The sequence below is a fragment of the Maribacter zhoushanensis genome, assembly GCF_029350975.1.
Lineage (GTDB): Bacteria > Bacteroidota > Bacteroidia > Flavobacteriales > Flavobacteriaceae > Maribacter > Maribacter zhoushanensis.
The window spans coordinates 634543-656318 of record NZ_JARKMR010000003.1 but is presented as its reverse complement, the minus strand read 5'-3'; the positions used below and the strand labels follow the sequence as shown (position 1 = coordinate 656318).

The following is a 21776-nucleotide window of genomic DNA, read 5'->3' as shown; positions in this document are numbered from 1 at the left end:
TCTGTGTTTCAGGATTTCAAATCATTCGTAAATGTTTAATAATCAAAGTATATGCTTAATAAAGCTATCAAATTTCTTATCGAGAATAAGCTCGTTGCAGCTCTATTGTTATCCCTGTTTGTAAGCTGGGGAATTATAAGCACTCCATTTAATTGGAATACCGGAATTCTACCATCAAATCCTGTTGCCGTAGATGCAATACCAGATATAGGAGAAAATCAACAAATAGTATTTAGCAAATGGGTTGGTAGGTCTCCTCAAGATATAGAAGACCAAATTACGTACCCTTTAACAACCACTCTTTTGGGAATACCTGGAGTTAAAACTATTCGTAGTTCATCTATGTTCGGCTTTTCTAGTATTTACATCATTTTTGAGGAGGATGTTGAATTTTACTGGACTAGAAGCCGAATTCTTGAGAAAATAAATTCTTTACCAAATGGTTTGCTTCCCGATGGTGTCAACCCCACATTAGGACCTGATGCTACAGGATTAGGACAAATTTATTGGTACACTTTAGAAGGTCGAGATAAGGATGGTAATGTAACAGGTGGATGGGATTTACAAGAACTACGAAGCATTCAAGATTATTATGTTAAGTATGGCTTGGCTTCTGCAGGTGGTGTTTCTGAGGTTGCATCAATTGGTGGTTATGTGCAAGAATACCAAATTGATATTGAGCCTGAAAAAATGCGTCAATATGGTATTGGATTAAGTGATGTCGTTAAGGCGGTTAAAAGGTCTAATCAAGATATTGGTGTACAGACTTTAGAAATGAATCAAGCGGAATATTTAGTTCGTGGCTTAGGTTATGTGAAATCTATTTCTGACCTAGAAGATGCTGTGGTTACTTCAAAAAACTTTACCTCAATTCATATCAAGGATATTGCGAATGTACATTTAGGCCCCCAAACGAGAAGAGGTATTCTAGATAAAGAAGGAGCTGAAGTTGTAGGTGGCGTTGTGGTTGCTAGATATGGTGCCAATCCATTAGAGGTAATTAACAATGTAAAAGAACAGATTGTAGAAATTTCATCAGGTTTACCCTCAAAAGTATTGAAAGATGGGAGAACATCTCAGTTAACAATTGTCCCCTTTTATGATCGTACAGAGCTTATTCAAGAAACCTTACATACGTTAAACGAAGCACTTACGCTAGAAATTCTTATTACTATGCTTGTAATTATAGTTATGGTGTTCAATCTACGTGCATCTATACTTATTTCGGGTTTATTACCGGTTGCAGTATTGATGGTCTTCATTGCCATGAAATTGTTTAATGTAGACGCAAATATCGTTGCTTTATCTGGAATTGCGATCGCTATAGGTACTATGGTAGATGTCGGGGTAATACTCGCTGAGAATATGATTCGGCATTTAGAAGATGAGAAACTGCGCTTTCAAGCAAATGGTGTAGAGTATACAACCAATGAAATTATATATAACGCAACGGCAGAAGTATCAGGGGCAATATTAACAGCTGTTCTAACAACGATTATTAGTTTTTTACCCGTATTTACAATGATAGGTGCAGAAGGTAAACTTTTTCGTCCGCTAGCATTTACCAAAACAATGGCATTAACGGCATCTTTGGTAATTGCACTTTTCTTGATACCACCAATCGCCGCATTTCTTTTTAGAAAGCGAAGTTTAAAAACAGCAACAAAATTCGTTATTAATGGGTTGTTAATAATTCTAGGTTGTATCGCCATTTTTTATGGCTATTGGTTGGGCTTATTGTTAATTGCTTTTGGTGCTGTGGCTTTTTTAAAGATCAGGTCTTTTATATCATCGAAACAAGAGAATTTGACAAACATCGTACTATCAACGTTAGCGATTGTAATCTTACTTGCAGAATACTGGAGACCACTTGGGTTTGATCGTAGCATTATCATGAATTTGATTTTTGTTTCTATTATTTGTTTCGGTCTATTGGGAGTATTTACCGTTTTTAAAAAGTATTATGACCAAATTCTTCGCTGGGCTTTAGAGAATCGACTTCTTTTCTTAACGATACCAACAGTGATTTTAATACTGGGGGTTCTCATTATGAGAAATACTGGCAAAGAATTTATGCCTGCTCTTAATGAAGGCTCTTTTCTTTTGATGCCTACTTCTTTACCGCATGCTGGTGTTGAAGAAAATAAACGTGTTTTGCAACAACTAGATATGGCTGTTGCCAGTATTCCAGAAATAGAGACTGTGGTTGGCAAATCTGGTAGAACAGAATCTGCGCTTGACCCAGCTCCTTTATCTATGTACGAAAACATGATTCAGTATAAGTCTGAATATATGAGAAATAGTAATGGATTAAGGCAACGTTACAAGGTTAACGATGACGGATTGTTTGTCCTTAATAATGACAAGTATATCATCAACCCGAACAATGACATAAATGATGATGCAATTTATGAAGCTTCAAAACTAAAAACTACAGCTACTAACAGAGATTTAATTGCTGATGATGACGGAGAATATTACCGAAATTGGCGACCAGAAATAAACAGTCCAGATGATATTTGGAATGAGATAGTTAAGGTAACCAAATTTCCAGGTGTAACATCTGCCCCAAAATTACAGCCTATTGAAACTAGACTTGTAATGTTACAGACCGGTATGCGAGCTCCAATGGGTATTAAGGTAAAAGGTCCCGATTTAAAAACTATCGAAGATTTCGGTTTGCAATTGGAAACCATTTTAAAGGAGGTGAATGGTGTAAAGAAACAAGCTGTTTTTGCAGATCGCATCGTTGGTAAGCCCTATTTACTAATTGACATTAAGAGGAAGCAATTAGCCCGTTACGGATTAACCATAATGGACGTTCAAGAGGTATTACAAGTAGCGGTTGGCGGTATGTCTCTTACGCAAACGGTAGAAGGAAGGGAACGATATGGAGTAAGAGTTCGTTACCCAAGAGAATTAAGGTCAAACCCAGAAGATTTGAAAAATATCTATGTTCCCATTAAAAACGGTACACAAGTGCCACTTGGTGATCTTGTAGATATAAAATATGAACAAGGACCACAGGTTATTAAAAGTGAGGACACCTTTTTAATAGGTTATGTATTGTTTGATAAATTAGATGGTTTCGCTGAAGTTAATGTTGTAGAAAGTGCACAAGCTCGAATTGAACAAAAAATCGAAAATGGTAGTTTAATAGTTCCGCAGGGTGTCAGTTATCGCTTTACCGGAACCTATGAGAATCAGCTAAGGGCAGAGAAAACACTTTCAATCGTAGTGCCTATGGCGCTGTTAATTATTTTCTTGATATTATATTTTCAGTTTAAATCGGTAGCCACATCATTAATGGTATTTACAGGAATCTCGGTTGCATTTGCTGGTGGCTTTATTATGATCTGGTTATATGGTCAAGATTGGTTTTTCAATTTTAGTTTATTCGGAGAAAATCTACGGACACTTTTTAATATGAAAACCATTAACCTAAGTGTAGCTGTCTGGGTTGGTTTTATTGCACTGTTCGGTATAGCTACTGACGACGGTGTTGTTATGGCCACCTACCTGACCCAAACATTTGATAGAGAAAACCCTACTGATAAAAAAGGGATTAGACAAGCAACTTTAGAAGCTGCAGGCAAGCGAATAAGACCTTGTTTAATGACTACTGTAACTACCATATTGGCACTACTGCCTGTATTAACATCTACAGGAAAGGGAAGTGATATTATGATACCGATGGCCATTCCCATATTTGGAGGAATGATCATAGATATAACTTCCTATTTTTTGGTTCCTGTTCTGTATAGCTGGAAAAAAGAGTATGAACTTAAAAAAGTATACAAATGAAACAGTTAAATCTAGTTATTTGCTTATTCTTTCTTACTGCATTTGTTAATGCTCAAGAATTACAGTCTTTTATACAGGAAGCTGAAAGTAATAGTCCAGAGATACAAGCATACAATCTTCGCCATAACATAGCTGAAGAAAAAGTGAACGAAGCTAATTGGATTCCGAATACGGAATTTAGCGCTGGCTATTTTGTAAGTGAGCCAGAAACTAGAACGGGAGCTCAACGGGCACGTTTTTCAGCAAAACAAATGCTGCCTTGGTTTGGTACTATCACAGCTAGAGAAAATTACGCGAGTTCAATAGCTAATGCCGAATATGTAGAAATCGTAATCGCAAAGCGTAAACTAGCACTTTCCGTCTCTCAGTCATATTACAGCTTATACACAATTAAGACAAAACAAAAAGTGCTTGACGAGAATATAGAGCTACTTAAGACCTATGAAAAATTGGCACTTACTTCCGTAGAAGTTGGCAAAGCTTCAGCGGTAGATGTGTTGCGATTGCAGATTAGACAAAACGAATTGCAGCAACAAAAAGAGGTGCTAGAGGAAACCTATTTGGGAGAGCAAACTTCCTTCAACAAGTTGCTGAATCGAGATGGAAATACAGGTGTAACCATTCTCGAAGCATTGATGTTGCCCAGCGAAGACATCTTTTACGATGAAAATAACCTATCACTTAATCCAGAGTTGCTTAAATATGACAAACTCTATGAATCCATAAAACAATCAGAACTGTTGAATCAAGCCGAAAGCAATCCTATGATTGGTTTTGGATTGGATTATTTGCCAGTTTCTGAGCGTCCCGATATGAATTTTAGTGATAATGGGAAGGATATTTTAATGCCGATGGTTTCGGTCTCTATCCCCATTTTCAATAAGCAGTACGATTCTAGAAGCAAGCAAAACGAATTGAAACAGTTAGAAATCAACGCTCAAAAAGAGAATCGATTGAATGTTTTAGAATCCGCTTTCGCGAAAGCGCAATCGCAACGTAATCAATCCAGAATAGCATACAATACACAAGCTAAAAATTTAAAGCAAGCTAAAGATGCTGAGCAAATTCTTATTAAAAACTATGAAACAGGCACTATCGATTTTAACGATGTACTGGATATACAGGAGCTTCAACTCAAATTTGAGTTGAATCAGGTGGAATCCATACAAATGTATTACATACAATCTGCATTGATTAATTACCTAATTAACTAACCGATGGAAAAGAAATTATTCATAAAAAATATGGTGTGTAATCGCTGTATTAAAGCAATTCAGAGGGATGTTGAAATATTAGGTATTCAATTAAAGCATATTCAATTAGGCTCTATAATCTATGAAGAGAGATTTAAAGATGATTTTAATAATATAAAAACGATTTTAGAAAATAATGGTTTTGAAATTCTACTTGCTCAAGACCAGCAACTAGTAGAACAAATTAAAATTGAACTCATCAAGTTACTGCAAAAACTGCCTTTACAATTGGAAAAAACTCTCTCTAAATATTTAGAAAGCACGATGAGTATCGAGTACTCAAAAATCAGTAAGATTTTTTCATTTAATGAAAGTATAACTATAGAAAAATACTTTATCAAGTTAAAAATAGAAAAAGTAAAAGAGTTGATACAATTACAAGAAAACAACTTTACAGAAATTTCACAACTACTTGATTATAGCAATGTCAATCATTTAAGTAGGCTATTTAAGAATGAAACTGGTATGAGTTTAACGGAATATAAGAATAGTCAAAAAAGCATAAGAAACGCCTTAGACCAAATTAGGTAGATAAGAACCATAATTGTGATACAAAAAGCTTTAAATCAAGAGTAATTTCGTGTCTACAAAATAAAAGCTAAAATGAAAACTAAAATAATTTTGTTGTTTCTAATTGGGTTAACTACAGGTGTTTATGCACAAGACACACAAGGAAATATAGATAACCTTCCAGTAAGAGAACACACTATTACCTTGCGTGAGGCTACTGTGAATAAAGCAGGCAAAGATGTTGTAGGAATGACCGTTAACGGGACAATTCCCGGTCCAACTTTAAAGTTTACAGAAGGTGAATATGCAATAATATATGTAAAAAATGAAATGAGTGTAGAAACCTCAGTGCATTGGCACGGACTTTTACTTCCTAACTTTTACGATGGTGTACCGTACTTAAATACACCACCTATAGAACCAGGACATACACAGAAATACGAATTTCCTATCAAACAATCTGGAACCTATTGGTACCATTCCCATACAATGTTACAAGAACAAAGCGGCGTATACGGTTCCATTGTTATTCAGCCTAAAGAAAAAGTGTTGGATTATGACAAAGAATTGGTGTTGGTCTTATCTGACTGGACGAATGAAAAGCCGATGAACGTTCTGCGTAATTTAAAGCGTGGGAATGAATGGTACAGTATTAAAAAAGGAACAGCTACACCTTTAAATCAAGTAATTGCGCGTGGCGCTTTTGGAGCACAACTCAATTTTTGGAGGCAACGTATGGAAGGTGCAGATATAGCAGATGTATATTATCCTGCATTTTTAATTAATGGAGAAGAAAGCATTGACTATCCAGAATTTAAAGCTGGTGAGAAAATAAGACTGCGAATGATTAATGGAGGAGCTTCTACCTCTTTTTGGATGACGTTTGGAGGAGAGATACCTGTACTGGTTTCTTCAGATGGATTAGATGTGGTTCCTGTCGAAAGAAATAAAACTTTTATAGGAGTAGCCGAAACGTATGATTTTATTGTCACGGTACCAAAAGAAGGTAAGATGGAATTTAGAATTACTGCACAAGATGGTTCTGGTACAGCCTCTGCTTTTATAGGTAATGGTACAATTTTACCTGCAATGGATGTTGCTCGACCAGATAAAATCGGGATGATGCAGAAAATGGCTAAAATGGATATGAAAATGGGTGCACACGCCTTAAAATTTCAGCCAGGTAAGGATGAGCGTTTTGAGATGAAAGAGGAATACGGGATGCAGATGGATAAAATGGAAGGAATGAAAATGGATGGAGAGATGAAAATGAATCATTCTAAAATGAAAGGTATGAAGATGGATCATTCAAAAATGTCTGGAATGGATATGAATAAGCCAAAAGATACTACAGAAATGGGTAAGATGGACCATTCTAATATGGCAGGAATGGATATGAAGAAAGACAAAACAATGTCTGGAATGAATATGAAGAAAGAGAATTCTATGCCAGGAATGAAGATGGAGGGAATGGATCTATTTGCCGAATACAATTATGAATATTTGAAGTCGCCCAGCAAAACAACATACGACAAAGATGTTCCCGTTAAGGAAATATTACTAAATCTTACTGGTAATATGAATCGTTACATCTGGAGTATGAATGGTGTACCACTATCTGAGGCTGATAATATCAAAATAAATAATAAGGAGGTAACGCGCATTACATTCAATAACCTGACGATGATGCACCACCCAATGCACTTACACGGTCACTTCTTTAGAGTACTTAATGAAAATGGAGAGTACTCGCCATTAAAGCACACGGTAAATGTGCCCCCAATGGAAGAAATGACTATCGAGTTTTATGGAAATAATGGCGATGAGGCTGGAGACTGGTTTTTCCATTGCCACATTTTATATCATATGATGGGTGGTATGGCAAGAGTAGTGTCTTATGATACGCCACGAGACCCAAGAATGGATGAATTTCCAGCTTCTAAAATTATTGAAGAAACCAACAAATGGTATTCTTGGGGACTGGTAGATGCAGCGTCGCATACTACTGGTTTTAATTTGATGACCTCTAATATTAGAAATCAATTTAATGCTTCTTTTGAATATGGATGGAATGAAAATCTGGAAGGAGAATTCACGTATGAACGGTATCTACACGATTATTTACGAGTTTTTGGTGGTGTAAACATTGAGAATTCAACACGTGATAGCTTAAATGAGTTTAGCACAACGGCAGTTGTTGGTGTTCGCTATTTAACGCCCTACTTATTCAATTTAGATGTGCGTGTTGATAATAAATTAAGACCAAGAATTGGTGTAGGTCGCAGTATAATGATTTTCCCAAAACTGTCTGTATTCGGTTATTATGAATACCAAATAGATTTAGGTTTCGTAGATGACCTACCTATGAATAAAGACTTTACTTCAGAAACAGTATGGAGTGCAGGAGCTGAATATATGCTATCAAGAAACTTTTCTCTTATGGCGAGTTACGATAACCGTTTTGGTGCCGGTGGAGGATTATCAGTAAGATTTTAAGTAAATAATATTAACAATAAAACAAATAAAAATGAAAACAATTAAAAGAAGTATTAGAACAGTAGCCTTAGTCGCTACAATGATTTTAACCGTGTCTTGTAAAGATGCTAATAAGAATGAAGCACCTTCGTCTGCTAGCAATGAAGTAATGCAAGAAAATATGGATAGCTCAAAAAATATGGCAATGAATAATTCTCAAAACGCAATGGCAGAAGCTATTTTAAAAGATTATTTTAATCTTAAAGATGCGCTAGTAGGAGATGAAAATGACAAGGCTAAGATGCTCGGTGGAACACTTGCTAAATCACTTGGCAATCTTGACAAGTCAACATATTCTGAAAGTCAACAAAAGGAATTAACAGACATTATTGAAGATGCAACAGAACACGCAGAGCATATTTCTGAAAGCGATATCAAACACCAACGTGAACATTTTAAAATTTTGAGCAAGGACATTACAGTTATGGTTTCCATAACAGGAACTGCGACAAAGTTGTACGAGCAATTTTGCCCAATGTACGATGGTGGAACAGCTTGGTTGAGCACTAAGGAAGAAGTCAGAAATCCATATTACGGTAGTCAAATGTTGAAGTGTGGTAAAGTACAGCGAGAAATCAACTAAATGAAGGTTTTTAAGGCAATAGCTTGGATAGCGTTAATCTCATTCGTAGTGATACAATTCTTTCCAACGGATAGGAATGAAAGCTATACCACACCTACAACTGATTTTATGTTGGTTAACAAAGTACCGTCTAAAATCGAGAATCAGCTTAAGGTGTCTTGCTATGATTGTCACAGTAATAATACTGTATATCCTTGGTATAGCAAAGTTCAGCCAGCAGCTTGGTTTTTAGAAGACCATATTAAAGAAGGAAAAGAAGAATTGAATTTTAATGAGTGGAGCGATTATTCTGATAGGAGAAAGAAAAGTAAGTTACGGTCTATCATTAAACAGATAGAAAGTGGCGAGATGCCTATGGATAGTTACACACTTATTCACAAGGATGCTATACTATCAGAAAACGATAAAAAGGTCGTCATAGCTTTCATTACAAAGTTGAAGGATAGTTTAAAATAAAGCCCTGATTAGGAAAGGATGTTTTTTTAATATTGATTATGGAACTTTTCCTTTTCAGGCACAAATTAAAGTCCTAATAAGAGAAAGGGACACTTTTTTCATTGGTTGGTTTAATAAACCCATTCTCTTTTTTTAGGCAAAAGAAATATTATGAAACAATGCTGTAAAACAGGAAATAATAATTCATCAAACGCACTTAGCAGACGGTTGAACTACATTCTATATGGAGTACTTCTCATCATCTTATTGGATGCGCTTTTCTTGCAATTAAAATAATATACTATGAAACACACCTATCACATACAAGGAATGACCTGCAACGGTTGTCGAAATCACGTAGAGCAAACTTTATCTAAAGTTGATAGTGTGACAAACGCATCGGTTGATTTAGAAAAGCAGGAAGCAACAATTGAAATGAGTTCTCATATTTCTCTGGAAACTTTTCAGAAAAGCTTGAAAGATGATGGTGGGCGTTATTCCATCCACAACCTTGGCGAGCATCATCATAAGGATGTTTCAGCAGAAAAGAAAAAGCCGAAACAAAAAAGGAATGGAACTGGCACTTTCTACTGCCCGATGCATTGCGAGGGCGATAAAACCTATGACGAGCCTGGCGATTGCCCAGTCTGCGGTATGGATTTGGTGGAAGAAGTCAACCTTTCCGCAACCACTACAGAACAATGGACGTGCCCTATGCATCCAGAAATCGTAAAAGATGAAGCTGGAGCTTGCCCTATTTGCGGAATGGATTTAGTACCGATGGAAGCAGATAGTTCAGCAGAAGAAAAGACCTATAAAAAGCTATTGAAAAAATTCTGGATAGCTGTTGGGTTCACGTTGCCCATTTTTATAATCGCAATGAGCGAGATGATTCCCAGCAATCCATTGTACGATGTAATGGAGCAAAAATGGTGGAACTGGATTCAGTTTGGGCTGTCAATTCCTGTAGTGTTTTATGCCACGTGGATGTTCTTTGAGCGTGCCTACCGAAGCATCAAAACTTGGAATCTCAATATGTTTACGTTAATAGGAATAGGTGCTGGTGTGGCGTGGCTATTTAGTGTGTTTGGAATGTTGTTTCCAGACTTTTTCCCTGAACAGTTTAAAACCGAATCAGGAGCTGTTCACGTTTATTTTGAGGCAGCAACCGTGATACTTACGTTAGTATTAATGGGTCAGGTATTAGAAGCGCGAGCGCATAGTAAAACAAACTCCGCAGTAAAAGAATTATTAAAGCTTGCTCCTAACAAAGCCATACGTGTTGTAGATGGTAGTGAGGAAGAAGTCAGTATCGACCAGATAGAAAAAGGCGACATACTTCGAGTAAAACCAGGAGATAAAATACCAGTAGATGGCAAGATTACAGAAGGCGAAACTACTGTAGATGAATCGATGATTTCGGGAGAACCTATTCCAGTAAATAAAACTACAGATGATAAAGTAAGTAGTGGTACAATTAACGGTAATCAGTCTTTCTTAATGGAAGCCGAAAAAGTAGGAAGCGAAACGCTGCTTTCCCAAATTATACATATGGTTAACGATGCCAGTCGCAGTCGCGCACCTATTCAGAAGTTGGCGGATACCGTTTCAGGATATTTTGTACCTGTAGTGGTCATAATTTCACTAATCACATTTGCAGTTTGGGCGATTTGGGGTCCAGAACCAGCGTATGTTTATGCCTTAGTCAATGCTATTGCGGTATTGATTATCGCTTGTCCCTGTGCATTGGGATTGGCTACACCTATGTCTGTGATGGTGGGCGTGGGTAAAGGTGCTCAAAATGGAGTACTCATCAAAAATGCCGAAGCTCTTGAAAAAATGGATAAGGTGGACACGCTCATCGTGGATAAAACAGGAACCATAACGGAAGGAAAACCAACGGTTGAGAAAATAGGTATTTTTGGAGACTACTTTCGCGAAAGCGAGATTCTACATTTTATCGCATCCCTAAACAGTTCCAGCGAGCATCCACTTGCCGAAGCTACCGTGAAATATGGAAAGGAACAGAAAACCGAAATATCCAAAACCGAAAACTTTAGCGCAGTAACAGGAAAAGGCGTAGAAGGAACAGTTGATGGCAAGAAGCTCGATTTAGGCAATGTCAAAATGATGGAGTACGCAAATGCTACGCTATCATCTGAAATGGAAACCGAAGCACAATCCTTTCAGAAACAGGGAAAGACCGTTTCTTACTTATCCATTGATGGCGAAGTTTCAGGCTATGTGGTCATAGGCGATAAAATAAAAGAAACGAGTGCCAAGGCAATCAAAGAATTGCAAGACAAAGGCATCGAAGTAATAATGCTCACAGGAGATAATCACGACACCGCCCAGGCAGTAGCCAACGAACTTAATCTCGCCGACTTCAAAGCGGGAATGTTACCAGAAAACAAACTGGACGAGGTTAAAAAGTTACAAGAACAAGGCAAAGTAGTGGCGATGGCTGGCGACGGTATAAACGATGCACCAGCATTAGCCAAAAGTGATGTAGGTATTGCAATGGGAACAGGAACGGATGTCGCTATTGAAAGTGCAATGATAACATTAGTAAAAGGCGATTTACACGGCATCGTAAAAGCAAAGAATTTAAGTCATAAAGTAATGCGGAATATCCAGCAAAATTTATTTTTTGCCTTGATATACAATACCCTCGGTGTACCCATTGCAGCGGGAGTTTTATTCCCATTTTTTGGAATACTCTTATCGCCAATGATTGCCGCGTTGGCAATGAGTTTCAGTTCGGTTTCGGTCATTGTAAATGCACTCAGACTTAAAACAAAATCAATTAATTAAAAACTAAAAGCCATTAGAAATGAATTCAAAAGAGAACAATCACGGAGAAATGAAAAAAGGAAATTACTCAAAATTTGTTGGTATGCTCGTGGCATCCTTTATAGCAATGTACATCACGATGTATCTAAACACCTATGCAATCGAACACGTATATTTTAGCCTCACAAGGTTTTATATGAGCTGTTTAGGTATTGCAGCGATGGCCATAATAATGTTTGTGGCAATGCGAAATATGTATCAAAATAAAAAGAAAAATGTTGCCATAGTTTTAGGAAGTATTGTTCTATTTGTTGGTGCGCTAGGACTGGTACGTGACCAAAAATCAACTGTGGGCGATGTACTCTGGATGAAAGCTATGATACCGCACCACTCGATAGCAATATTAACCAGTGAGCGTGCAAATATTCAAGACCCTGAAGTGAAAAAATTAGCCAATGATATCATTAAAGCTCAAAAGAAGGAGATAGAAGAAATGAAACAAATGATTGACCGATTGCAAAATCAGAAATAGAGCGTTCGAGCAGTCTTTTCGCTATATCTTTTGTTTGCAGAAATAGCAAAAAAAGGATGCCGCTACAATCCCTAACACACATCGTGCTACACATTAAACAATTTTTATTATGAACAAAAACATATTATATATAACAGTCGCAGTAATAGTGGGATTATTTGCAGGCTGGCTCATTTTCGGAAATTCTGAGATTGATGTTGACGCAAGCAAGGATTCGTCTAATATGTCAGATTCCCACAACCACTCTAGCGATACGGCAAACCAAATGTGGACTTGCTCAATGCACCCACAGATTATGCAACCAGAAGCAGGCGACTGTCCTATATGCGGGATGGACTTGATACCTGCTGAGTCTGGTGCTGAAGGTCTCGCTTTGAATGAGATAAAAATGACAGATAACGCAATGGCGCTGGCCAATATTCAAACTACAGTTGTAGGTAGTGGTGCACCTTCTGATGAAGACGGAATGATCTCACTCTCAGGAAAGATTGCTACAAACGAAGAAAATAACGCTGTACAAGCAAGCTATTTTGATGGTCGTCTGGAAAAATTGAATGTAAGCTATGAAGGTCAAAAAGTAAATCGTGGTCAATTACTGGCTACTATTTATGCGCCTAATTTAGTAGCGGCACAACAAGAGCTTTTAACTACGACTGCTTTAAAAGAATCGCAACCTGCTTTGTATAAAGCTGTGCGAAACAAGTTGAAACTCTGGAAGCTTTCAGAAAGTCAAATTAATGCTATTGAAACTTCTGGGAAGGTTCGTGATAATTTCCCCATTTATGCTACTGTTTCAGGAACTGTCTCAGAAGTTGCGGCAAGAGAAGGAGACTATGTAAAACAAGGTCAACCAATTTTAAAAGTGAGTAATTTGAATTCAGTTTGGGCAGAATTTGATGCCTACGAAAGTCAAATCTCTAATCTAAAAGTAGGTCAGAAAATGATGATAGTAACCAATGCCTATGCCAATAAAGAATTTGACGCCACGATTTCTTTTATTGACCCTATGCTGAACAACGCAACGCGTACTGTTACCGTAAGAGCAACACTTAAAAATATAGATGCCCTATTTAAGCCAGGAATGTTTGTCACGGGCAAACTCAAAGGAGAATCCAAAATGAATGACGATTTAATTACCGTTCCTGCAAGTGCAGTGATGTGGACAGGAGAACGCTCATTGGTGTATATAAAGACCAATCCTAACGAACCAATTTTTGAAATGCGTGAAATTGTGATTGCGAATCGTAATGGAGAAAATTTTAGGGTAAAAGAAGGGCTTGAAAATGGCGATGAAATCGTGACAAATGGAACATTCTCAGTAGATGCCGCCGCACAATTACAAGGGAAAAAATCGATGATGAACAAGAGCAAAAAGGAAACATCGGATATGTCATTGTCTCAAATGATAATAGACTTACCATCAAGTTTTCAGAAGGACTTTGAAAAAGTGCTCACATCCTATCTTCAAATGAAAGATGCATTTGTCTCAAACGATGCTAACCAAGTTGCAGCTTTTGCAAAAGAGACATCCAAGGCCTTAAAATCTATAGATATTAGTGGTTTAGGAAAGATGGAGCAAGCACACTTAAATAAAACTATTAAAATGTTTGACGCCATTGTAGAAAATGATAATCTGGAAAATCAACGTGACCATTTTGTAATTCTGAATGAAAATTTAGTGCCCATTGCTATGAATATTGAGAATGTTGATCCCATACTATATTTGCAAAAATGTCCTATGGCAAATAAAAATAAAGGTGCTTTTTGGCTAAGTAAAGATAAGGATATTCGAAATCCATATTATGGAGATGAAATGTTGACTTGTGGAAGTATCATTAACATAACTAAGTAAACTGTCAAAGAATAGAACACAAATTTTTCAAATAGTCCAGATTAAAATAGTTTAAGCTAAAACCTTAGGAAAGATAAATTTTTCTAGGATATAAAAAGAACCAAACTATAGAATTAAAGAAATAAATGTTATAGCACACTAGCAAATGAAAAAAATAATTAAAGAATTCATTGGAGCAATTTTGATTAAGTTACAACCCCAAAAAGTTGAAATATTAATAAAAAAAGGCATCAGTTTTAATGTCAAAAATGAACTCAGTTTAAGTGAGCGATTCATGCGTTCGGCACTTTTAAAAAATGCCGAAAAAAACCAAGACTTCGATATGCTGGCAGATTATCATGAAAATTTTTGGAAAGAGACAGGTAGAAAATATTTTTCAGATAAAGAGAATGTATTGAAAGATTTTTTTCTTCCTAATTGTTTACCAGTATTTGAAAAGCTTCAGAATATTTTAAAAGATACATCACATGAATTTCACACCATTGTCGAGATTGGAACAGGCAATGGGGATGTTTTAGATTACTTGAGCGCTGAATTTTTACAAATTGAAAGATTTATAGGTATTGATTTAAGTGTTGAGCAAATTAAATTTAATAAAAAACAGTATGTTGAGAATATTAAAATCGAATTTGTAGCCGCAGATGGATTTGATTGGATTAAAGAAAACGGAACCAATAATATGATAATCTTTACTTCAGGTGGTGTCCTAGAATATTTTTCAGAACAACGATTGCAAGAGTTCTTTTCTTACCTAAACAAATTAGGGACTTCAATATTTATTGCAATTGAGCCCATTGGAGCAAATATTGACTTTAGCAAGAATCCAAATTCTCAACCTTATGGTGTTGAGCGATCATTTTCTCATGATTATGCACGCCTTTTTAAAAATGCAGGTTTTAATTTATGGCACGAGTCTAAGGCACCAGGCAAGATGCATGAAGATTATTTTGGGGTTTTTGGAGCAATAAATAAATGAATGTTATTCATTAATAATTACATAGAAATTGACGTTTAATCCAACATAACATTTCGAATAACCAAAAGGTCTTGTATAAAAAAATGACAAGACTATCTTGGCAAACGATTTTTTTACAAAGAGATTAAATCAAAATAACACCAAACCATAACTAGAAATTTACTGATGACCACAAAAATGATAGACTTTTTAAAGAGGTACGAAATATGGGTGTTTTTAACACTTGCACCAATGCTGAATTTTGTAATAACTTTTGCTAAAAGCAAAGGCGTAATAGAATTTTTCCCGTACACCAATGGTCGCTTTTACGCTTTAATGTTTTTGTTGTTATTTATTGTAAAAATTACAAAAGGTAATGAAGGCATAAAGAATTTATTTAGACCTATGCTAGTTTGGAAAGTACACCCAAAGTGGTATGTATTTAGCTTACTGTTCGCATTTACCATAGGTTTAATAACTTTAGTAATTGTAGCTTTTTATAATGGAGATATGTCCATTCTTGATTTCGAAATTTATATACCTACCTTAAAATTCACTTTGTTTCTTTTGTCTTGGGCATTTCTAGGTGAAGTGGTATGGATTGGTTATGCATTTCGTGAACTTTCGAAAATTACTAAACCATTTTACGCAACTCAGGTTATCGGCTTTGTATGGTCTTTATGGTGGCTACCTTCCGTTTATATAAATGTTGGTGTAATTGAAGACCTTCCTGTATGGCCGTTGTTTTTAAATATGATGGGAGCTGCTGGTATGTGTGCTATTGTATATTCAAAAACCAGAAGTGGAATATGTGTACTGGTAATACAATCGATGTTAAATATGTCTCTTGTTTTGTTGCCGATTTCACCAGATGCGGGTGACCATACCTATACTATATTTGCGGTTCTTTACTTTATAATAATGTTGGTCTTTATGTATTTTATGCCACCAAAGATAGATTCTAATTCATTGAAATTGTAGTCTTTCTTATTAATCAATTACTTTAAAAAATCTTAAATATTATCCGTCAGCACATACCCCAACATTCCGCGAAGAGCTTTATTTCGGGAAAAGCGCTTCATTAAAGGTCTTAGACACAATCCCAAAGATTCCGATTTCCACTACGCTAATCCCGCCCAAAAGCAGGAAACGCTTCATTCCCAATCTACATATTTGAAATTTAGTCCGCTTTAAATTCTGCTAAAGAGGTTAATTCGTTTTCACAATCCGTTCAGCACATTCCCCTACATTCCTTAAAAAACTTCATTCCGTGAAAAGAGCTTCTCTACAAATGTCTTGGACACACCTATTGTTTTGCTTCCTTCATTACGTTAACCCGAACCGCTACGCTGGTTTGGGACACTTCATTTCGTTAGAAAAAATAGGTAAGTCCAACAAAACATCGGAAAGCCATCGACTCGATTTTCTTAACAGGATTTTCGGCGAAGTCTTCTTGAGCCTTCACTCGAAAATCCTTAAAAACCGAACCGCTGCCTTACACATTTTAAGGGGTTTATAATGGATAAAGCCTTTGTTGTTTTTCGGGGCGTCGAAAAACAGGCACGACATAACCAATTCTAATTTAATCACAGCTGCTTATCTCGCTTAACTGTCGGTACGCTCAAACGCAACTGCGCTTAAAAGAATTGCTAATGCCCTTATGGAACTTGTCAAGACTATACAAGTTTTAGTGAAAAATAAGGTTTCTACTTCCTTGAAAATCCAAGGATTTTACTACGTCGCAAACACACCTGATTTGTTCCCGAAAAGTCTGGACAAAACCCACTCTATCCATTGTGCGGTGCACAGAAGAAAAGAACAAACACCCCTTAAAACTTAATTCAGTTTAAATCAAATAGGGGAAATATAAACCAGTCTGTAACAAAGCAGACACAAATCTTTTTATTATGAGTACTATTAAAAATCACGTACAGTTAATTGGAAACGTTGGACAAGAACCAACTATTACGAACCTTGAAAGCGGAAAGAAAGTAGCCCGTTTTTCACTCGCCACAAATGAGTATTACAAAGATGCCAAAGGCGAAAAACAAACTGACACTAATTGGCATACGGTAGTTGCTTGGGGCAAGACTGCCGAAATTGTAGAGAAGTATGTTGTTAAAGGCAAAGAAGTTGGAATATCGGGAAAACTTAAAACCCGAAGTTATACAAGTGATGATAACGAACAACGCTATGTTACGGAAGTTGTAGCCGATGAAATTCTATTACTTGGAAGCAAAGACGACAAGTAAATCTTAAAATGAAAGAGGGCGTAACCGTCGAAAGATGCGCCCTCTTTTTCATTATTCACACTTTAAATAATATGTACAATGAAAGCACAAGTTAACGAAATCAAAGAAGGATTGCAACATTTTCAAGGAACGGAAATGTTCTATCAAATCCCATTATTAAAAACACGTTTTACAGACGGTCTAAAATACCTTGCTAACGTGGCAGATTGTTTTTGGCTCATTACGGACACGTCCGTAATTGCAAAAAGTCTGATGAACCGAAGCGAATTTATCACAATCGATTTTAAAAGATTGCCCGAAGAAAAACAAGATTATTCGGGATATGAAGCCGAGATAATTTACAGCGATGGCAATGACAATGTTTTGGAAAAGCAAGGGTACAAAGCAACCGATTTTCCACTCGATGAACTGCGTTTATTTTTTGTAAATGATACGCTGATGTTACCAAGCGAATATTAGAATTTTGAAGCTATGATTTACATAAAATTTCAGGATTTGAGCGAGGAAAAACAAGAGGAACTTTTACAGGTTTCGAGAGAGCACGTAACACATCTTTATGGGGAATCCATAAAAAAATATGTGGAAGAAACTGGTGCAGATTATGAAAACTTGATTGACGAGGAAATGATTAAAAACTTATACACCTATAATTTCGTTTTCAATATTTAGCACTATTATATAGAGCAACGAACACCTCTAAAATTTTAGAGGTGTTTTTCTATGCAATTAATATATAGTCAAGAAAAAAACGTATCTTTATTTCGCTGAAATTCAGCATTCAAATTTAAGTAGGGTTATCCACTTTTCGACTTTCGCCGATAACCGTACACATCGAAAAATAACATATCGGAAAATCATTTTCCCTGAAAATGGCAATCGGCTTTTTAGCCGGATTGTATGGATTTTTGTCACGCTTGCGCGTGACGAAAAGGAATAGCAAGAGGGTAACACGCTGCGCGATGTTTCGGATTCCTTTTCGTTTTCAAATAGCTGATTGCCAGCGATTTGAAGATATTTTAATTTCCTGAAAATCAGAGATTTGCGACAAACGGGCTGTAAACGCCCATTTTTAGGGAAGATTTTGCGACAAATCGGCGAAATATGGACTCATTTATTGGAATTAGATTCAAAAAGGAAACTGCAAAACGTTTCCAAACTTTCTCACGCACTTACTTCAAATCGCACACCGAGGCAATGTCCACGATGCTCGATTTTTTCTTCTATAACGAAATATCGCCAAAGGAAAAATTAGGACCAACAGGGCGAACCATCGAAGCCAAATTGCTTAAAAGAATCAATGCTGTAATTGCCATAATGAGGGATGTGGAAAAGACACAAACCAAACCTACGGTAGCGATGATTCAATCTCTTTTTCAGACAGAAGAACCAAATGAAAAGCCTCTGATTGTGGAAAAGAAATATGCCAAAGAGAAAAAGGAAGTACGCTTTCGTCAAAAGAAAAACCCAAGTAATCAACTTTAAATTTTTGAGCTATGTACATCACAATAACACCTCAAAAATTAGGCGGCACTTATAGTCAGGGTTCAGCGGATTTTGTAGGCTATTTAGAGAAAGAAAATCAAGGTTTGGAACAACAAGATGTAGAACACTTTTTTAACCTATATGGCGATGAAATTTCCGCTGAAGAAGTGGTCAAAGAAATTGATGGAAATACCGCAAAATTAAAAAAGAAAGAACCCAAGTTTTATTCGATTACGGTCAGTCCTTCAAAGTATGAATTACGAAAACTAAAGAACAATAGCCAAGATTTAAAAACCTACACGCGTGAGCTGATGAAGGATTATGTTGCCAGTTTCAACCGTGAAATTAATGGGCGACCTATAACTATTGATGACATAAAATACTATGCGAAAATTGAACATCAACGAACCTTTAAAGGCACAGATATTCAGGTAAAAGAGAACCAACCTTTCGCGACAGAAATACTTCAGCTAAAAACAGAAATCCGAAATATTCAAGATGGACGAGCAAAAGGGAATATTAAAAAGATGAACAGGGAAATTGCCAAACTGGAACGCCAAGCACCGCATCAACAAAATGGAAAACGCATTGTCCAAGGAATGTCAAAAGATGGAAACCAAAGTCATATCCATATTATCGTAAGCAGAAAGGATGCTTCCAATTCGGTAAGTCTTTCGCCTGGTAGTAAACACAAAGCTTCTGAAGTAGAGATGCACGGCAAAAAGGTAAAGCGAGGTTTTGATAGGGATGCCTTTTTCGTTAAAGCGGAAAAGACGTTTGACAAAACTTTTGGATATAAACGCAATTTTGCCGAGACCTATAAAGCAAGAAAAGATTTTGTTAAAAACCCTAACCTCTATTTTGCTGCCTTGATGAAACTACCAGCTAACGAAAAGGCATTGGCTTTTAAAATGATTACAAAAACAGGCTTGCCAGTAATACCTAGTATTCCTTTAAGCCAAGCACAAATTGCGCTTCGGGTTTTCAAACGGTTAAGACGTGGTGCAGAAATAGCAATTAAATCAAGTTCCATCGGAATATAAGTAGTATGCAGATAGATAATATCATAACGACACTTTCAATTATTGGTTTTACCAGTACTGTTTTCTATGCGATGTTTCGGGTAAGTAAGTTTGCGTTTCTTTTGAATATCGCAATACTGTCATTTTTCGTATTCTATGTTGCTGCTGGAAATGAATTAACATTCATTTTGTTGTATCTAGTTTGTCCGATACTATTAATTAATACAGGACTATACGTTTTTCTGCATAAAACTGAAAATTCGCAAAATGGCGATAGTAAATACCAAGTCAACTTTGCTACGAGCAAAGGGAATTTTAAATTGGATAATATTAAACGTGGCGCATCCGTCATCGGATCCGCTGGAAGCGGAAAAACCGAAAGTGTCGTTTACGGATTTCTTAAACACTTCCAAAAAGAAGGCTTTTGCGGAATCATTCACGATTACAAAGATTTTGAATTGACCGAAATGGCATATCCACTTTTTAAGGATAGTGATATCCCGTTTAAGGTCATTTCCTTTGATAAAATCATCCATATGGTAAATCCTATTGCGCCACGTTATTTAGAGAACGAGGAAAGCGTTAATGAGGTTTCAAGGGTCTTAATCGAAAACCTATTAGAGCAAAGGGAAAGCGGAACTACGGGAACAACAAAATTTTTCAATGATGCTGCGGAAGGTTTGATTGGTGGGTTAATTTGGAAATTGAAAACCGACTACCCTAAATACTGTACGCTACCACATTTGATAGCAGTTTACCAGTTTCTTGATACAAAAAGCCTAATCCAGTTTCTGGAAACCAACACCACCTCAAGGGCGATGGCAGATGCTTTTATTAGTGGCAAGGATTCTGAAAGACAGACTGCTGGTGTAAAAAGCACCTTGGCCAATGCGCTCAAACGAATTAGTACCCAACGTATTTTTATGGCATTGTCCGCAGATGAAGTGCCACTCGATATAAATAGCGAAGAAAATCCATCAGTAATTTCAATAGTGAACAACCCAAAATTTGAAACCTCCTATTCGCCCGTCATCGCTACCATCATTCATACTATTACCAAGCAAATGAGCGTTCGGAATTCAAAACCATCATTTCTATTAATGGAAGAAGCGCCAACCATACGACTGTTGAATATGCACCGTATTCCGGCAACATTACGTAGTTATAACATCTCAACTATTTATGTGATGCAAGACAAAATTCAGAATGATATGATGTATGGCGATAAAGCAAGTAAAGCGATTTTGAGCAATTTATCCTATCAATTCTTCGGTAAGGTCAATGACCCGGACACCGCCAAATATTACGAACGCTTTTTTGAAATTATTAAAGACCCAACCAAGAGTATCAGTCGAGGACATAACCTTGATTTTGATACGCGTATTACTACGGGCGAAAAGGAAATTCCAAAGATTAGAGCTGATGTTTTCTTCAGGTTGAAACAAGGCGAATTTATTACTTACGCGGATGGAAAGGATAAGAAAATTCAATTTAAATTGGATGATATTCAAAGAGAATTACCAAAGGAATCGAAACAGTTTGCACAGGCTGATTTAGCAGCTAATTTTGAACGGGTTTATGATGAAGCGCGTTCGATATTTGAAAAGTGACTGTATGTGAGTTAAAGCTCCGACGTTCTTTGTACTCTTAGCAAAAAGCGGATTTTGTAAAGAATGTGGCATTTTTGAAGCATACTTTAATGAGTTTGACTGCAATAACGAAACGAAGCACAACAAGTATAATGTTAAGAGTACATTTAAACAATCAT

17 protein-coding genes are annotated in these 21776 nt (G+C 36.5%); all 17 read left to right on the top strand.

The annotated features are described in order from the left end of the window. Positions 1-51 precede the first annotated feature (51 nt). Positions 52-3804 carry an efflux RND transporter permease subunit gene (locus tag PXD56_RS13280; RefSeq protein WP_276493823.1) on the top strand — a complete coding sequence of 1251 codons (3753 nt, stop codon included), beginning with the start codon at positions 52-54 and terminating at the stop codon, positions 3802-3804. Further along, positions 3801-5018: a TolC family protein gene (locus tag PXD56_RS13275; RefSeq protein WP_276493822.1), complete on the top strand. Its 1218-nt coding sequence runs from the start codon at positions 3801-3803 to the stop codon at positions 5016-5018. The genes PXD56_RS13280 and PXD56_RS13275 overlap by 4 nt, the downstream gene beginning before the upstream one ends. Before the next feature lie 3 nt (positions 5019-5021). Then, positions 5022-5588 (top strand): helix-turn-helix domain-containing protein, encoded by a 567-nt coding sequence (locus PXD56_RS13270; RefSeq protein WP_276493821.1) that lies wholly within the window; start codon positions 5022-5024, stop codon positions 5586-5588. A 72-nt stretch (positions 5589-5660) separates the two neighbouring features. Continuing rightward, positions 5661-8063, top strand: coding sequence for a multicopper oxidase domain-containing protein (locus PXD56_RS13265; RefSeq protein WP_276493820.1), 2403 nt, complete (start codon positions 5661-5663; stop codon positions 8061-8063). A 31-nt stretch (positions 8064-8094) separates the two neighbouring features. Beyond that, positions 8095-8685 carry a DUF3347 domain-containing protein gene (locus PXD56_RS13260; RefSeq protein ID WP_276493819.1) on the top strand — a complete coding sequence of 197 codons (591 nt, stop codon included), beginning with the start codon at positions 8095-8097 and terminating at the stop codon, positions 8683-8685. Then, entirely contained in the window at positions 8686-9141 is a 456-nt protein-coding gene (locus tag PXD56_RS13255) for a heme-binding domain-containing protein (protein WP_276493818.1), read from the top strand. It abuts the gene before it with no gap. A 282-nt stretch (positions 9142-9423) separates the two neighbouring features. Continuing rightward, positions 9424-11934, top strand: a complete 2511-nt coding sequence (locus PXD56_RS13250) for a heavy metal translocating P-type ATPase (protein WP_276493817.1) — start codon at positions 9424-9426, stop codon at positions 11932-11934. Between the two features lie 19 nt (positions 11935-11953). Continuing rightward, positions 11954-12445, top strand: a complete 492-nt coding sequence (locus tag PXD56_RS13245; RefSeq protein WP_276493816.1) for a DUF305 domain-containing protein — start codon at positions 11954-11956, stop codon at positions 12443-12445. 109 nt (positions 12446-12554) lie between these two features. Next, a complete protein-coding gene (locus tag PXD56_RS13240) occupies positions 12555-14297 on the top strand; it encodes an efflux RND transporter periplasmic adaptor subunit (RefSeq protein ID WP_276493815.1) in 1743 nt (580 codons plus the stop codon). A gap of 145 nt (positions 14298-14442) precedes the next feature. Beyond that, a complete protein-coding gene (locus PXD56_RS13235; RefSeq protein WP_276493814.1) occupies positions 14443-15273 on the top strand; it encodes a class I SAM-dependent methyltransferase in 831 nt (276 codons plus the stop codon). A 165-nt stretch (positions 15274-15438) separates the two neighbouring features. Then, positions 15439-16233: a CPBP family glutamic-type intramembrane protease gene (locus PXD56_RS13230; protein WP_073240383.1), complete on the top strand. Its 795-nt coding sequence runs from the start codon at positions 15439-15441 to the stop codon at positions 16231-16233. Between the two features lie 926 nt (positions 16234-17159). After that, positions 17160-17504: a single-stranded DNA-binding protein gene (locus PXD56_RS13225; RefSeq protein ID WP_073240384.1), complete on the top strand. Its 345-nt coding sequence runs from the start codon at positions 17160-17162 to the stop codon at positions 17502-17504. Between the two features lie 78 nt (positions 17505-17582). Next, positions 17583-17963 (top strand): DUF6876 family protein, encoded by a 381-nt coding sequence (locus PXD56_RS13220; protein ID WP_276493813.1) that lies wholly within the window; start codon positions 17583-17585, stop codon positions 17961-17963. 12 nt (positions 17964-17975) lie between these two features. Continuing rightward, a complete protein-coding gene (locus tag PXD56_RS13215) occupies positions 17976-18173 on the top strand; it encodes a hypothetical protein (RefSeq protein WP_276493812.1) in 198 nt (65 codons plus the stop codon). A gap of 432 nt (positions 18174-18605) precedes the next feature. Beyond that, on the top strand, positions 18606-18986 hold the full coding sequence (locus tag PXD56_RS13210) for a BfmA/BtgA family mobilization protein (protein WP_276493811.1): 381 nt from the start codon (positions 18606-18608) through the stop codon (positions 18984-18986). Positions 18987-18997: 11 nt separating this feature from the next. After that, positions 18998-20029, top strand: a complete 1032-nt coding sequence (mobB, locus tag PXD56_RS13205; protein ID WP_276493810.1) for a MobB family relaxase — start codon at positions 18998-19000, stop codon at positions 20027-20029. 5 nt (positions 20030-20034) lie between these two features. After that, positions 20035-21618: a type IV secretory system conjugative DNA transfer family protein gene (locus PXD56_RS13200; RefSeq protein WP_276493809.1), complete on the top strand. Its 1584-nt coding sequence runs from the start codon at positions 20035-20037 to the stop codon at positions 21616-21618. Positions 21619-21776: the final 158 nt, after the last annotated feature.

What these genes read in the sequence shown, in the direction of transcription:
- PXD56_RS13215 (WP_276493812.1), top strand. Translation starts at nt 17,976, where the DNA reads ATGATTTACATAAAATTTCAGGATTTGAGCGAGGAAAAACAAGAGGAA.
- PXD56_RS13280 (WP_276493823.1), top strand. Translation starts at nt 52, where the DNA reads ATGCTTAATAAAGCTATCAAATTTCTTATCGAGAATAAGCTCGTTGCA.
- PXD56_RS13240 (WP_276493815.1), top strand. Translation starts at nt 12,555, where the DNA reads ATGAACAAAAACATATTATATATAACAGTCGCAGTAATAGTGGGATTA.
- PXD56_RS13235 (WP_276493814.1), top strand. Translation starts at nt 14,443, where the DNA reads ATGAAAAAAATAATTAAAGAATTCATTGGAGCAATTTTGATTAAGTTA.
- PXD56_RS13245 (WP_276493816.1), top strand. Translation starts at nt 11,954, where the DNA reads ATGAATTCAAAAGAGAACAATCACGGAGAAATGAAAAAAGGAAATTAC.
- PXD56_RS13225 (WP_073240384.1), top strand. Translation starts at nt 17,160, where the DNA reads ATGAGTACTATTAAAAATCACGTACAGTTAATTGGAAACGTTGGACAA.
- PXD56_RS13265 (WP_276493820.1), top strand. Translation starts at nt 5,661, where the DNA reads ATGAAAACTAAAATAATTTTGTTGTTTCTAATTGGGTTAACTACAGGT.
- PXD56_RS13250 (WP_276493817.1), top strand. Translation starts at nt 9,424, where the DNA reads ATGAAACACACCTATCACATACAAGGAATGACCTGCAACGGTTGTCGA.
- PXD56_RS13270 (WP_276493821.1), top strand. Translation starts at nt 5,022, where the DNA reads ATGGAAAAGAAATTATTCATAAAAAATATGGTGTGTAATCGCTGTATT.
- PXD56_RS13230 (WP_073240383.1), top strand. Translation starts at nt 15,439, where the DNA reads ATGACCACAAAAATGATAGACTTTTTAAAGAGGTACGAAATATGGGTG.
- PXD56_RS13220 (WP_276493813.1), top strand. Translation starts at nt 17,583, where the DNA reads ATGAAAGCACAAGTTAACGAAATCAAAGAAGGATTGCAACATTTTCAA.
- PXD56_RS13200 (WP_276493809.1), top strand. Translation starts at nt 20,035, where the DNA reads ATGCAGATAGATAATATCATAACGACACTTTCAATTATTGGTTTTACC.
- PXD56_RS13255 (WP_276493818.1), top strand. Translation starts at nt 8,686, where the DNA reads ATGAAGGTTTTTAAGGCAATAGCTTGGATAGCGTTAATCTCATTCGTA.
- PXD56_RS13210 (WP_276493811.1), top strand. Translation starts at nt 18,606, where the DNA reads ATGGACTCATTTATTGGAATTAGATTCAAAAAGGAAACTGCAAAACGT.
- PXD56_RS13275 (WP_276493822.1), top strand. Translation starts at nt 3,801, where the DNA reads ATGAAACAGTTAAATCTAGTTATTTGCTTATTCTTTCTTACTGCATTT.
- PXD56_RS13260 (WP_276493819.1), top strand. Translation starts at nt 8,095, where the DNA reads ATGAAAACAATTAAAAGAAGTATTAGAACAGTAGCCTTAGTCGCTACA.
- mobB (WP_276493810.1), top strand. Translation starts at nt 18,998, where the DNA reads ATGTACATCACAATAACACCTCAAAAATTAGGCGGCACTTATAGTCAG.